The 12,906-nt window shown below is 52.0% G+C and carries 13 protein-coding genes and 1 rRNA gene; 3 read left to right on the top strand and 11 right to left on the bottom strand.

The features are described 5' to 3' along the window. Nucleotides 1-35: 35 nt before the first annotated feature. Complete coding sequence (locus P272_RS0100075; protein WP_044097607.1) at nucleotides 36-1,064, top strand: LacI family DNA-binding transcriptional regulator; 1,029 nt, start codon at nucleotides 36-38, stop codon at nucleotides 1,062-1,064. Here P272_RS0100075 and P272_RS0100070 read toward each other — a convergent pair. From P272_RS0100070 to P272_RS0100045, 6 genes are all read right to left on the bottom strand, one after another. Further along, the gene (locus P272_RS0100070) at nucleotides 1,061-2,452 is read right to left on the bottom strand and encodes a glycoside hydrolase family 32 protein (RefSeq protein WP_253269627.1); all 1,392 of its coding nucleotides are present in this window, start codon (nucleotides 2,450-2,452) and stop codon (nucleotides 1,061-1,063) included. The genes P272_RS0100075 and P272_RS0100070 overlap by 4 nt on opposite strands. A 183-nt stretch (nucleotides 2,453-2,635) precedes the next feature. After that, the gene (locus P272_RS0100065; RefSeq protein ID WP_155804873.1) at nucleotides 2,636-3,559 is read right to left on the bottom strand and encodes a carbohydrate ABC transporter permease; all 924 of its coding nucleotides are present in this window, start codon (nucleotides 3,557-3,559) and stop codon (nucleotides 2,636-2,638) included. Next, on the bottom strand, nucleotides 3,552-4,436 hold the full coding sequence (locus P272_RS0100060) for a carbohydrate ABC transporter permease (protein ID WP_253269645.1): 885 nt from the start codon (nucleotides 4,434-4,436) through the stop codon (nucleotides 3,552-3,554). Before P272_RS0100060 ends, P272_RS0100065 begins: the two co-directional genes overlap by 8 nt. 48 nt (nucleotides 4,437-4,484) lie before the next feature. Beyond that, nucleotides 4,485-5,768 carry an extracellular solute-binding protein gene (locus tag P272_RS0100055; RefSeq protein WP_029677534.1) on the bottom strand — a complete coding sequence of 428 codons (1,284 nt, stop codon included), beginning with the start codon at nucleotides 5,766-5,768 and terminating at the stop codon, nucleotides 4,485-4,487. Between the two features lie 167 nt (nucleotides 5,769-5,935). Continuing rightward, the gene (locus P272_RS08995) at nucleotides 5,936-6,991 is read right to left on the bottom strand and encodes a LacI family DNA-binding transcriptional regulator (protein ID WP_081708953.1); all 1,056 of its coding nucleotides are present in this window, start codon (nucleotides 6,989-6,991) and stop codon (nucleotides 5,936-5,938) included. Between the two features lie 228 nt (nucleotides 6,992-7,219). Continuing rightward, nucleotides 7,220-7,930, bottom strand: coding sequence for a histidine phosphatase family protein (locus tag P272_RS0100045; RefSeq protein WP_029677532.1), 711 nt, complete (start codon nucleotides 7,928-7,930; stop codon nucleotides 7,220-7,222). Nucleotides 7,931-7,970: 40 nt separating this feature from the next. Here P272_RS0100045 and P272_RS0100040 point away from each other — a divergent pair, with 40 nt between their 5' ends. Together P272_RS0100040 and P272_RS0100035 are read left to right on the top strand one after the other, a co-directional pair. Beyond that, a complete protein-coding gene (locus tag P272_RS0100040; RefSeq protein ID WP_029677531.1) occupies nucleotides 7,971-8,336 on the top strand; it encodes a DUF4235 domain-containing protein in 366 nt (121 codons plus the stop codon). Nucleotides 8,337-8,442: 106 nt separating this feature from the next. Next, complete coding sequence (locus P272_RS0100035; RefSeq protein WP_029677530.1) at nucleotides 8,443-9,261, top strand: nitroreductase family protein; 819 nt, start codon at nucleotides 8,443-8,445, stop codon at nucleotides 9,259-9,261. 160 nt (nucleotides 9,262-9,421) lie between these two features. Here P272_RS0100035 and P272_RS09500 read toward each other — a convergent pair whose 3' ends face one another. From P272_RS09500 to rrf, 5 genes are all read right to left on the bottom strand, one after another. Beyond that, nucleotides 9,422-9,673: a hypothetical protein gene (locus P272_RS09500; RefSeq protein WP_029677529.1), complete on the bottom strand. Its 252-nt coding sequence runs from the start codon at nucleotides 9,671-9,673 to the stop codon at nucleotides 9,422-9,424. Nucleotides 9,674-9,881: 208 nt separating this feature from the next. Beyond that, nucleotides 9,882-10,820, bottom strand: coding sequence for an aldo/keto reductase (locus P272_RS0100020; protein WP_029677528.1), 939 nt, complete (start codon nucleotides 10,818-10,820; stop codon nucleotides 9,882-9,884). Nucleotides 10,821-10,888: 68 nt separating this feature from the next. Further along, nucleotides 10,889-11,641, bottom strand: a complete 753-nt coding sequence (locus P272_RS0100015; RefSeq protein ID WP_044097605.1) for a tyrosine-protein phosphatase — start codon at nucleotides 11,639-11,641, stop codon at nucleotides 10,889-10,891. A 185-nt stretch (nucleotides 11,642-11,826) separates the two neighbouring features. Beyond that, entirely contained in the window at nucleotides 11,827-12,492 is a 666-nt protein-coding gene (locus tag P272_RS0100010) for an NAD(P)H-binding protein (RefSeq protein ID WP_052323048.1), read from the bottom strand. Between the two features lie 193 nt (nucleotides 12,493-12,685). Next, nucleotides 12,686-12,802: ribosomal RNA gene (gene rrf, locus P272_RS0100005) — 5S ribosomal RNA — on the bottom strand. Between the last annotated feature and the right edge of the window lie 104 nt (nucleotides 12,803-12,906).

The raw sequence follows: 12,906 nt of genomic DNA, 5'->3' as shown, positions 1-12,906 counted from the left end.
TTCATTTCATTGGGATTCTTGATAGAAAGGTACCGATGGGAGCAACCATACAAGAAGTTGCCGCCGCTGCGCATGTTTCTGTATCAACTGTATCCAGAGCGTTCAACAGGCCCGACCTCGTCTCGGCGAAAACCAGGCATCGCGTTATAGAGATGGCTCGAAAACTTGGCTTTACTATTCTTCGATCAGCAACAGCTCTAAAATCCGGCAGAGCATTCAGGATTGCTTTATTAGTCAGCGGCCCAATCAGCTCATGGTTCAACGCTTCGATTCTGGAAGGATTGGATGCGGTTCTTCGACCAGCAGAGTATGATCTCGCAATCTGGCAAATCGGAACTTACAGGGAACAGCAATGTTTTTTCGATGATCTGCCTGAGCGCCGCAACGTAGATGCCGTCATTGTCTCATCATTCGATATTAAGACCCGCGAAATCGACCGATTAGCGACTATGGGTGTCCCACTAATCGGCATAAATTCGCCTATCGATTCAAGGATGGCCGCCTCCGTTAATACGGATGATCTTCACGGAGGAACTATTATGGCCAATCACCTCATGTCATTAGGACACCAGAACATCGTTTTTGTCGCAACTCGAACGGCAGAACATATACTGCGCTTCAGTGCAAATAGACGTTGGGAATCATTCGCTCGGACTTGTAAACTCAAGGATATCAATCCGCGACTAATAATGACTGAGCGCAAGCCGAATATGGCAGAAGTCCTATCTGACAGACTTTTGACGATGAAGAGCCGACCGACAGCTGTAGCTTGTCAGGACGACGAAATTGCCATTCCATTGTTATTGGAATTACGACGTAGAAACGTTGCGGTCCCTGGTCAATTCTCCATAATCGGATTCGACGATAGCCGTTATGCCAGAGAAACGGGATTGACAACCATAAGGCAACTGCCGATTCAGCTGGGTATGATCACCGGCGCTAAAATACTTGACCTGCTCAGTACAGGAAAGACGAATGCTCCTTTTGAAAGCTGTACTGCCGCTCTCATCGAGCGAAGCAGTACAGCTCCACCGAAGAATCTTGATACGATACTGGTCAATTAGCGTAATCCGCGATGCAACTCCATATGCGAAAGATGAATTGATCCGTTCGTCACAAAAGCCCCGAGCGTACCGCCATGGTGGCTGTACATTCTGCTGGTCAACGCCACACCGTTAACATATATTGTAACTATTGTGTCATCGACAATCACCTGAAGATGACAAACTCGCCCCGGCGCCAATTGGATAGGCCTATTCAAACCTATATTCATAACTGTAAACCAAGGATAATTAGGCACACCATCGAATTCAACGCGTTGCTCACTCACATTGAATATGTATCTATAGGCTTCGCCAGTTTTCGGATCACCATTGATTAAAATACCAAATGAGCTCGTTTCCTTGTCATATGACAAATCAGCTTCAAATGCGAATAGGGAGCCGCATTCTGAAGCGAGCGTCTGAACGCTGCGCTCATAAACCCCAGTTAAAGTGCGATCCGGCAGACACTCTCCTTCAGCGAAAGCTGACCACAAGGTATCAACCGGTGCGGCTGCAAGTGTTCCGTCATCGCGTTGAGATATTTGGTGAGGCACGAAAGTACCTCCCCATTCGTAATTGCCATCATCCGTATTATGCTCTTTGGTACCAACCCAGCCAAATAGCACTCTTTTGCCATTCAGCTCGAAAGTACGACCCGCATAATATGCACTGCCATCAAAAGCATCATCCCATTTGGCAATCCAGGGACCTTTCAAGCTATGGGACATCCTATATGTCATTCCATGCCGATCACTGTATTCAGTGACAATGTGATACCACCAATCCCCAATTTTAAAAAGGTCTGGCATTTCATGCATGGTATACATTCCAGGAGCCCAGAAGTCACCTTCAAAATTCCAATGTTGCAAATCCTGAGAGGAAAACTGAACGGTTCTACCTGTCTGCATAGTTTTCGGCCCTTGCAAGCGAGTCCCCAGGATCAGCAAATACCGCTTATTGTCAGGATCCCATATAATCCATGGGTCACGCCAGTCATCTGCATCATATCCTGGCTGAGGTTTGAAAGTAAGCTCATCATTAGTCTTATGCCAATGAAGCAGATCCGTACTGGTTGCATGCATGAGAACTTGAGAAGTCATCTTTTTGGCTGAATAGTCACGATTATAGCCAGTATAGAAAATGTGATATTGACCTTCTGCCTCACACACACTCCCTGCATATATGAACTGATCCTGATCATCCTTCCCTCCAGGGGGCAATACCACCCCGTGATCCTGGTAGTGGACAAAATCCTTGGTCGTTACCAAGCTCCACCCAAATGGCTCACCAAACGGAACAGGCCTACGCGTATCCCTCTGGTGGAATAGATAGAATTCATCACCTTTGCCAAACGGCATACAGTCACCGAACCAAGTGCCTGGAAATTGATAATACAATTTGTTCATCATGCGCCCTTTCATGAGCCACAACCTGCTGGGCGATTATGCGCAACAGGTTAATTGCAATTAAAGGAATTTACGATCTGCGGAGATGCGGACCGAATTCCGTGGCTAAACAGCAACACCTTTACATTCAGTTGCAGTCGACACGTTTGGGCTCCACTTAAACCGAGAATCGATTCCAATACTTGGTTATTTGATGCCGCTCATTGTCACCCCCTGGATGAAGTACTTCTGCAAGAAGATGAATAGCAAGAGAATCGGGGTAACAACCAGTACCGCACCTGCTAAAAGAATGCTATAGTCCGTAGCCTGCTGACCCGTGGAGTACAAAGACAAGGCAACAGGCAGCGTATACATCTTGTTTGACTGCGCCGCAACGAGCGGCCAAAGAAAGTTATTCCAAGAAGAGAGAAATGTTAAGACAGCCAGAGTCGCCATAGGTGGTTTGCATTGAGGAAGAACGATCTGGAAGAAAATCCGCAACTCGCCTGCCCCGTCTATCCTTCCAGCCTCCAATAGGGCATCTGGAATACCCATCATGAATTGTCTCATCAAAAAGACACCTAGCGGCTGTGTCAAGAAGGGCAATATCAGAGACATGTACGTATTGAGCATGTGCATGTTCGTAATGATGACAAACAGCGGCACAAAAGTTGCCACGCTCGGCACCATCAAAGTTATCATTACCAGTCCGAAAAGTAGGTTCTTGCCGGCAAAATCGATTTTGGCCAGAGCATACCCAACCATTGAGCAGAATACGAGATTCCCTAATGTTGTGACGACGGCAACGATAGCACTATTTATAAAGAAGGTGCCGAAATCAAGTTCGGTAAACCAACGCGTGAAGTTACTAAAAGTCGGGTTCTGAGGAAGAAAGGTGGGAGGTATTCGCATGATCTCGCGTTGAGTTTTCAACGATCCCAAAATCATCCAACAGAAAGGAAAGATCCAAATACAAGCGAAGAGAGTAAGAACAGTGTATGTAATACCGTGAGCTCTACGAAACCTTCTCCATAACGAAGGGCGGTTATCAGGGACGATTGCGTCCATCATTCTCGATTGACGCTGTCGACTAGAGGGAACTGCTACCGATGATTTCATTGATTCACTCATCCTTATTCCTCATCAATCTGAATTGAAGAGCGCTGACAGCGGCGATGATGATAAAAAGGACATAGCTGGCAGCGGAAGAAATACCGTATTGCCCGAATCCGAATTTTTCGTAAATGTAATACGAAGCTGACAAGGTAGACCCAAGAGGCCCTCCTTCAGTCATCACAAACGGTTCATCAAAGAATTGCAGATATGAGACTGATTGCAGAACCGCGCCAAGCAGAAGCGTAGGTTTCAGCAACGGCAACACGATGCATCTGAACTTTGTCCATTCTCCAGCCCCATCCATAGATGCGGCTTCCAAAACCTCAGTTGGTATGGCCTGCAAACCTGCGATGAAGATAATCATCAAGGTTCCTACATTCCGCCAGGTTGCCATTACGATCAAAGAAGGCAACGCGGTTCGTGTATCATGCAGCCAGTCAGGACCTTGCACATTAATTATCGCAAGCAATGAATTAAGTAAGCCATCGTTCTGAAGAATGTATCGCCACACGACTGCTATGGCTATGGTTGATGCCACCACTGGCGCATAGAACAGTGCCCGGAAAAAGGCATTAACACGGCGCAGTCCCTTGTTCAGAGCCACAGCCAAAGCCAGAGCGACAGCCATGGTAAGGGGCAAACCAACCAAAACAAACAAGGCCGTAACCCGCATGGAACTCCAGAATTGCTTATCGCTGAACAAAGACATGAAATTATGGAATCCCACGAAGTTCACGTTGAAAGGCGTCTGAATATCACTAGAGCCTATGTCCGTGAAAGACATCGCCAGCGATGACAACAGAGGCACCAGCATAAACAGCACGAAAACAATGACGAACGGTAAAGAGAACCCCCAGGCGATGACGGTTCTGCGGCGACGCAGAACCGTCATCGCCTTCACGTCAGAGGATTGGTTCCTATCTCGACGCATAAAACCAGTTCACTTTCCTACACCCAAGGAGTCGGCTTGCTTTTGAATGTCTGCTAGTCCGACATCAACAGTTACCGTACCTTTGCAAATATGTTCAAACTCTTTATCAGAGTATGCAAGAAGCTGGGGCCAAGTAGAGGCATATGGCACAGACTTAACATCCTTAACCTGTTCGAGGAACGGGACCATCTTTGGATTGTCGGACAGGACCTTATTCTGAGTAGCCTTGGTTGACGCAGGCAAATCACTGGATGCCTTATAGAATTCAACTTGTGTCTCTGGCTTAAGGAACCATTGAATATACTTCCAAGCCGCCTGCTTGTTCTTCGAATTTTTCCAAACAGCCACATTGGCACCGCCAACGAAGGAAGTTGAAGATTTGCTTTTTGGCAAAACAGCAGTTGCATACCTATTATTAAAATCTTCGCCGCCTAGCTTTTTAAGCTCTGTGAGCGCATATGGCGAGGTGAACATAATGGGTATTTTCCCGGCTACGAACTGCTGCAAATCCGCTCCCGCTTCAATACTTACATTCGGATCCGCGATACCAGTCTTAAATAGATCAGTGGTATACTCCAAAGCTCCTTTGAACTCAGGCGTATCAAAGGTATATTTCGAATGATCGGCATTCATTATTGAAGCTCCGTTGGAGTAAGCCCAGAAGAGATAATTCTGGAAGGAGTCAGTACCTGCCGGTCCTATATAAATTCCAGAGCTGACTCCATCTACCTTCCGAACGTCTGAAGCCATTTGCTTCAGTTCATCCCATGTTTTGGGAGCGCGGTTCCATCCGGCTTGTTGGGCGATATCAGTGCGGTAGAACATGACTCGCGGATCAGCATAGAAGGGTATTGCTATCTGTCGTCCGTTGACATTCGAGATTTTTCGCAATGACATCGGAATATCCGTTAGGTCAAAATTCGATGGCGCAGGCGAGAATGCATCAGAAAATGCCGCTAGATCGGCATTGCCCGCCATCGAGATGTCCGGACCTGTACCTGAGGCAACAGCAGTACGGAATTTCTCTCTATAGCTGCTCCAGGGGAGAGTGGTGAGCTTGATTTTCACATCGGGATTCTCCTGTTCGAATTGTTTAATGAACTTGGGCATAGCCTCCCCCTCGGCACCCATAGCCCACATTGTTATTTCGCCTTTGGCTGGTTTAGCATCAATCGTCTTTAATGCAGTATTGTCCTGGGCCGAAGATGAATCGCTTTGTCTGCCACATCCACCGATTGAGATCATGCACGCTATGCTTGCAAGAGCTCCGATGGCCTTCATCCGGACTTGCATCTGAACCTCCTTGATCAGATTGATGAGGCTTATAGCTGGCTCCATCACACTGCTTAATCGCTTAAACATTTAAGCGATTAAGCATTAATATAGACCGGTGGTTTTATGTTTGTCAACTCACTATTCCGTTAAGCCAGCAATGCCATCGGTTATCTAATGCTTATCAGTCAAACATGTTTGACCGATCGACGTTTCACCACTGGACACGGCACCAACGTTTCTTGCCTGGATACAATTCTCATATTGGTTTTTGCAGACTCTTTATTATCGTTTGCGACGGAACTTTGTTTCGTTTGCCTATTGTTTGCGAGCAATAAACGTATCCCGAGAACTCCGAGCGCGTATTGAGGTAGCCCTACCGTTGAAAGTGCAGGATGCAAGTGATTCGCTATTACTTCTTGATTATCAAATCCGACAATCGAGAAGTCTTCTGGTATGCGTTTCCCTCTACTTTTCAAGGCATCATACAAACCCATTGCCGTGCGATCATTATGGCAGAATACCGAATCTGCGCCGCTTGCTAAAACCGCTTCAGCTGCGCTGTAGCCACCCTCCTGATCAGCAGTCCGCAGGATAACCAACGAGGGATCATAAGGTATACCTGCTTTAGCAAGAGCCTGCTTATAACCTTTTAACCTGCCAACTGAAGCCGGTGTGCGGACTTTGTCATTTATAAATGCCACTCGAGTGTGTCCAGCAGCCAACAACAGATTTGTGGCAGCCTCACCCCCCTGCACCTCATCCGGCACTACCGCTGGGTATCGCATTGCTGAGTCAAAACAATTAATGAGTACAGTATTCACTTTGGACAATTCATTTGGCGGAGTAACCAAATGATGTACCCAACTGGAATATGCTATTCCCTCCACTTGATGTTCCAGCATGAAGGCACAAGCTTTGCTTGCTATCTCATCATCTCCATTCGTATCAATGACGAGCAGCAGCTTATTACTCCTCCAAGCTTCATCCTGCGCTCCTTGGAGAACTTGACCGGCAAATGGAGATGTCGCAACTCCATCGCTGATAAAACCAATCAAATCGGACTGCCCTCGCGCCAGACCACGAGCCAGCGCATTCTGCCTATACCCAAGTTTCTGAGCTACTTTGCGAACCCTTTCCTGCGTCGCTTCAGGAATCCTGACATGTCTATTATCATTAATGGCCCAAGACGCCGTAGCTATCGACACCCCAGCCTCGCGGGCGACATCCTGCAGTGTGACCATAAATGCCAATCCTAATGCCACAGACCGCTCGTGAATACCAAAAAGCACTATTCGGAGCTGCTGCTATTCCCCTAATACCTGTGATAATACCGTCGGTGCTACGGCCTGTCACGCAAATGTTTCCTAAGCAGCAAGTCAACCAAGTAAGGAACAGCTGACGCACATAAAAGACTGTTGCCTAGAGGCAAGGTATTACACCATCAGCAAAGGTAATGGTGAAGAGTCGAGTCACACATTCCACTGCCTGAGCACGCGCTCCCCCTGGTAGATGCCAAGAACACCGTAATGCGCCGTATTCATCCTGAACAACTGTGCCTTGCTTGGGTCTAAGGCTAACCACTGCGTGGTCAGGATGCGCAGAATATGAGCGTGCGCCACCAGGAGCACATGCCGCCCAGCACATACCTGGGGTTCAAGCCATTCGACTATCTCTCGCGCACGAGCGGCCACCTGATCCAGACTTTCACCGCGGGTCACGTGCACTGGAACACGATTACCTGAAGGCAGAACGACCACTCGGTCACCAGTCAGTTCCTTGATGCCCAAGGCCCGCGGGCCGTCGACCCACAATTTCCAGTCACGGCCGAGACTAGCCACCACATCTTGAGGACGATGCCCCTCAGCCGGACCATAATCCCACTCCAGAATCTCATCCATCGGTGTCGGATCAGGAAAGCCGGCCAGCTCGGCTGTCTGCCTGGCACGTCGTAGAGGGCTGGAAAAAACACAACCAGCGTCAAACCCCTTAGGAAAGGCTTTGGCCAGTTTCCGACCAGCCTCTCTAGCTTGCTCACATCCTTGGTCAGTCAAGGGAATATCGGTGCGTCCCGTATACTGTCCAGTTTTGCTCCAAATAGTCTGACCATGCCGTAACAGCACGGCGTAGCCCTCACTCTCAGCCGAGGCATCATTGCCCGCCGCGTTTTTCTCAGTATCCATGCATGGTATTTTAACCCCATGCGTGTGGGATAATGGACCTATGACGGACTCAGGACGGGAACCTGGCGGGATGGCCGACCAAGTGGTCGGCATGCTTCATCAGGTGGATGGCAAGGTGAATGACATGCGCAACTCTATTGAATCGGATCCGGACTCACTGACAGACAAGCTGGTCAAATTCGCTCTTCCCAGCATCGCCGCACTGCTGGCGGGCAAGCTCTTCCAGTCCTTCTGGAGCGGACTGGTCCGCAAGCGCAACGGAGGCGTGGACAGCCCTGAAGAGGATCAGGAGAGTGCTACTGACGGTCTTCTCTTCGGCGTTCTATCGGCAGCCGTTATCGCCTTGGTCACAGGTCTGTCCGAGCGGGGTTCCCAGGCTCTGATCGACCGTCGTCACCAGCGCTGAAAGCAAGGGACGCTGACTGATAACCAGACCGGTCCAGATAACGCTGATTGCGTGATTTTGACGACAAGGTCTTGCATTGGAAGGCATTGACGGTCAGAATGTCAAAATGACCTTATCAAACGCACAGAAAACCCCGGCCACGAATGCGGCCGACAATCCCACCATACGGACCTTGCTAGAGAGACGCTCCATCCGCGGATTCACAGACGAACCCGTTGACGAACAGACCGTCGCCCTGCTGGAGCAGGCGGCCCAGCATGCAGCGACCAGCCGGTACTTCCATGAATGGTCGGCCATCAGAGTGACGGACCATGATGAGGCGCTTGCCATTGCCGACATGGCCCATCAGCGCTATGTCGCCGAAGCCCCGTTGCTCTACATCTTCCTGGCAGACCAGCGTCGCAATGCCGACCTGGTCCGACGATTCGCCGATGATCTGGACCCGGATACCACCCTGCTCAACTCCGGTTATGTCTTCCTGCAGTCGCAGAACGATGCTGTCTTGGCCCTACACGCCATGGAGACCGCGGCCAACGCGCTGGGCCTTGGCGGAGTCATTCTGGGCAGCGTCATCAATGACACAGACAGGTTGATTGATTTGCTGAAACTGCCCAAACTGGTCTATCCGGTGCTGGGTCTCGCCATCGGTCACCCGGCCCAGGATCCGGATCCCAAGCCCAGGATGCCTCGTCAGGCGCAAATCTTTACCAACACCTATCAGCTGGCCGATGAGGATGCAGACATGAAGGATGCCCTGGCCGACTTCGACCAGACGGTCACCCGCTATTATCGCGACATCCGGCACATGGACGATCCCCACCGCTCATTCAGCGCCATGATGGCCGACAAGGTTCGTAACCCTGCCTCCGGCCATGAACCAATGCTTGATTCGATTCGCCGACAGGGCTTCGACCCAGCCTGCTAGACAACGTAACGGCCACCCGATAAGTTCACCGGCCTAGTTCACCAGCTTTAAGTGAACAGACGAGTGCAATCGGCCCCGAGCAGCGAAATCAACGGAATCCAATCTTGCTGCTTGGGGCCGGCAGAATCAATCCAAATTAACTTGGTAGGCAATGACTGCCTCACCTGTGACGTGGCTTGTACCCACGTTTGCGACTGTGTGGTTTTGAAGCGCGTGAGACCGCTCTCACGCGCTGATAGGAGCCCGGCTCATGGCTGGTCAAATGCCAGCTTCCGCAGTAGTCACAGCGGTAGACCCATAGAAGAACGTCGCGTTCGACCATGCTGCGGTCGGCGGCCTGCTGGGCCTTGACCCGATCGTGATACATGATCTTGGACGTAGCAGCGCAACGTCGTGGGGTGAAATAATGCATGACAGCGTACGACTACCTCGAAACCAATCTGACTATCCTTCTGTGCATCTTATACACTCACGGCGTCCGATGCCCTACCAGGCAGATCCTGCCAGCTGACGCAAGAAGATTGATGCAAGATCAGACTGGCAGGACGCAAACCTTCATAATCTGAAACGGTGAAACTGAACAGAAACCATGCGGACGCGAGCGACCCTACAGCCGGGGATCAGGGCAGGTCGTGACCGGCGCTCAGGTAGAGGTCGTACCATTCCTGAGCTGTCAGATCCACATCCGCACCAGCGGCCATCTGGGTGATGCGCTCGGGGTTCATGGATCCCAGGAGCACCTGTATGCCAGCGGGGTGCCGCAGGATCCAGGCCACAGCAATAGCGCTCTTGGCCACTCCATGCTGCTCGGCCAGTTTGTCCAGCTCGGCGTTGAGTTCGGGATAGTGGGGATTGTCCAGGAAGACACCGTCGAAGTATCCAGTCTGGAAGGGGCTCCAGGCCTGAATGGTCATGGACTTGAGCCGCGAATAGGCCAGAAGACCGCCATCATGATCCAGGCTGGGATCATCGCCCATGTTGACGTGAATCTCCTGGTCGACCATGCCGGTGTGCCCCAGTCCGAACTGCAGCTGGTTGACCTCCAGCCGCTGGCTTACCGCGCTCTGCAACAGCTCCACCTGCATTGGGTTGACGTTGCTGACACCGAAGTGCCGAACCTTCCCGCTGGACTGCAGCTCATTGAAAGCCTCAGCCAGATCGTCCAAGTCGACCAGAGTATCGGGTCGATGCAGCAGCACGAAGTCGACATGGTCAGTCTGCAGGTTGACCAGCTCCTCATCCAGGGCCTTCAGCAGATGATCCTTGGAGAAGTCGTAGCGGGTGATCTGGTCGCTGTCCGGGTTGCGGAAGATGCCGAACTTGGTCTGGATGCCCACGCTGTTCCGATCTACGCTCAGATCCTTCAAAGCTTGTCCCAGGGCACGACTGCTGGCCCCGGCATGGTAGCAGTCTGCCGTGTCGAAGAAGTCCACGCCCGCATTCATGGCCGTCTCCACAATGGTCCGCGCTTCCTCGCGGCTCTTCTGATCGATCCGCATGACCCCCAGGGCCACACGGGAGGCCCGGAATCCTGACCGTCCTAAATTCATGTATCGCACAATGTCCTCCTCGTGATTGACGTCTAGGCTCGAGTCTACCCGTCTCAGCCAGCTCAAGCCCTGTGCGGTTACTCCAGCAGGTTGCGGCGCAGGACCTCCACCTGGTCGGGCCCGAACCCCAGAGCCTGCTGGGCGTAAGTGAAGACATCCCCGTATGCCTGGAGCACGGTCTGTTGAGCATGAGCCAGGTATTCTTTCTTGACGCAGAGCGCAATCTGCAGTGCATCCAGTGAATCCTGGTCGAAGCCTTTTGCCCTGAATTGGTCCAGCAGCTGGTTGTTGGCCGCGACCCTCTCCTGGTTGGTCTTCAGATAGTCGGCGAATATCTGGTCGTCGTCCACCTCCAGCAGCCAGAGCACCAGGGCTGCTGCGAACCCGGTCCGGTCCTTGCCGGCGAAACAGTGGAAGAGCGTGGCCCCCTGGGCGTTGTCCACGACGATGCGCAGGAACTTCCCATACCCCTGCTGGGCCGCGGGATTCATGACCAGGTCATGGTAGACATTCAACATGTGGCCGTTGACCTGATCCGCTAAACCCAGCGAGGCGAAATCGTCCAAGCTGGCGCCGTTGGTACCACTTTGTTCCAGCAGATCAATGTTGGTAAAGGTCACACCATCAATCCTGTCGTCCGGACTTTCTTGTCTCTCGAAGGGCCGGCGGAAGTCCACGACCTGCGTCACCCGGTAGCGGTCGACCAGTTCCCTCTTCGTATCTTCGTCCAGGCCGACCAGCTGCCCTGACCGGATGAACCTTTGGGGGCGGACCCGGCGGCCATGGATGGTCCGAATGCCTCCCAGATCCCGGAAATTGGTGATGTTCATTAACGACCTCCTTAGGATTCGTCCGGTCCCCAAGGCAACCTCATCTTCACCGAGATTACAGGGACGCAGCGTGCCAACGCGCGATTAGCGGCAACATGCATTGCAACTAAGGTACCATTGCCGTTGTTGTACATACACGCCGTAGCTTACCGTCAGAACTGCTCTTGAAGAATGAGCGAGTTCCGTCACCGTTTTTCGGTGAGGGCCTGTGTGATGGGTGTGCTGCCTCCGGTGATGTTGTAGATCCGGCCTATGGTCTGGGGGAGGTCGACGCAGTCGGCCAGGCATTGCGCCACGTCGGGAATCGGTATGGGTCCGGGGCCGTCCGGCTCCACCTGGATGGTTCCAGTGCCCTTCTGCTCGGTGAGGCTGCCCGGCTCGATGATGGTGTAGTCCAGCCCGGAGCCGATCAGGTACTGGTCGGCCATGTTCTTGGTCACGTAGTAGTCGGCCAGGGCGTCGATGGCTGGTTTGACCTGTGGCTGCTCCCAGCGCAGCCAGTCCGCTGCATACATAGCCCCCAGCATGATGTACCTGGTGATGCCGACCTTTTTGGCGGCCTCTATGGTCTTCATGGCTCCCAGGGCGTCGATCTGGTTGATGTCCTTGCCGCGTGAGCCTGCGGTGAAGACGACAGCGTCCGCTTGCCTCTTGCGGAATGCGTCGGTTACCTGGGAAAGCGGGTTGTGCAGATCCAAGGTCAGAGGCTCCACCTGCTGGCTTGCCTGAATCTTCGAGGCCCCCCGCGCGCAGGCGACAACTTCATGGCCGGCTTTGACCAGGTTCGCGAGGGCCGATGCACCCACCCTGCCGGTGGCTCCTACAAGAATGATTCTTTTGCCCATGCTCATCCGCTTTCTTCGCATACGGTGTTTGCACACCTGATTTGGCTGCTTTTTCATTCTAGGTGTCCCGGACCATAAACAACAGGCGGCAAAGCAAGCCACAATTTCCGCATTATTGCCTTGAATATCGAATGCGAATATGAAAAAGGAGGCATATTCAGGATCTCCTCCTGAATATGCCTCCCATATTCACGTGTTGTGGCGGCGGTGTGCTACTCTCCCACACTCTTCCGGGTGCAGTACCATTGCCGTGCTGGGTCTTAGCTTCCGGGTTCGGAATGGGACCGGGCGTCTCCCCCAGGCCATGACCGCCGCGAATCTTCAATTTCATCCATCCCCTTCAGGCGAAGGGCATGGGGTCTTCTGGTGGTTCGGGGACCGGATGGTGGACGCGTGTTCCGTGTTCGATCGCCTGTGGCC

The sequence above is a fragment of the Bifidobacterium sp. 7101 genome (genome assembly GCF_000499285.1).
Taxonomy (GTDB): domain Bacteria; phylum Actinomycetota; class Actinomycetes; order Actinomycetales; family Bifidobacteriaceae; genus Bombiscardovia; species Bombiscardovia apis_A.
Note: the sequence above shows the minus strand (reverse complement) of the source record. Positions and strands in the feature narration are given on the sequence as shown.

What these genes read in the sequence shown, in the direction of transcription:
- P272_RS0100010 (WP_052323048.1), bottom strand. Translation starts at nt 12,492, where the DNA reads ATGAGCATGGGCAAAAGAATCATTCTTGTAGGAGCCACCGGCAGGGTG.
- P272_RS0100060 (WP_253269645.1), bottom strand. Translation starts at nt 4,436, where the DNA reads ATGACGGTTCTGCGTCGCCGCAGAACCGTCATCGCCTGGGGGTTCTCT.
- P272_RS0100035 (WP_029677530.1), top strand. Translation starts at nt 8,443, where the DNA reads ATGACCTTATCAAACGCACAGAAAACCCCGGCCACGAATGCGGCCGAC.
- P272_RS09500 (WP_029677529.1), bottom strand. Translation starts at nt 9,673, where the DNA reads ATGCATTATTTCACCCCACGACGTTGCGCTGCTACGTCCAAGATCATG.
- P272_RS08995 (WP_081708953.1), bottom strand. Translation starts at nt 6,991, where the DNA reads ATGGTCACACTGCAGGATGTCGCCCGCGAGGCTGGGGTGTCGATAGCT.
- P272_RS0100065 (WP_155804873.1), bottom strand. Translation starts at nt 3,559, where the DNA reads ATGAGTGAATCAATGAAATCATCGGTAGCAGTTCCCTCTAGTCGACAG.
- P272_RS0100045 (WP_029677532.1), bottom strand. Translation starts at nt 7,930, where the DNA reads ATGGATACTGAGAAAAACGCGGCGGGCAATGATGCCTCGGCTGAGAGT.
- P272_RS0100040 (WP_029677531.1), top strand. Translation starts at nt 7,971, where the DNA reads ATGACGGACTCAGGACGGGAACCTGGCGGGATGGCCGACCAAGTGGTC.
- P272_RS0100015 (WP_044097605.1), bottom strand. Translation starts at nt 11,641, where the DNA reads ATGAACATCACCAATTTCCGGGATCTGGGAGGCATTCGGACCATCCAT.
- P272_RS0100055 (WP_029677534.1), bottom strand. Translation starts at nt 5,768, where the DNA reads ATGCAAGTCCGGATGAAGGCCATCGGAGCTCTTGCAAGCATAGCGTGC.
- P272_RS0100070 (WP_253269627.1), bottom strand. Translation starts at nt 2,452, where the DNA reads ATGATGAACAAATTGTATTATCAATTTCCAGGCACTTGGTTCGGTGAC.
- P272_RS0100075 (WP_044097607.1), top strand. Translation starts at nt 36, where the DNA reads ATGGGAGCAACCATACAAGAAGTTGCCGCCGCTGCGCATGTTTCTGTA.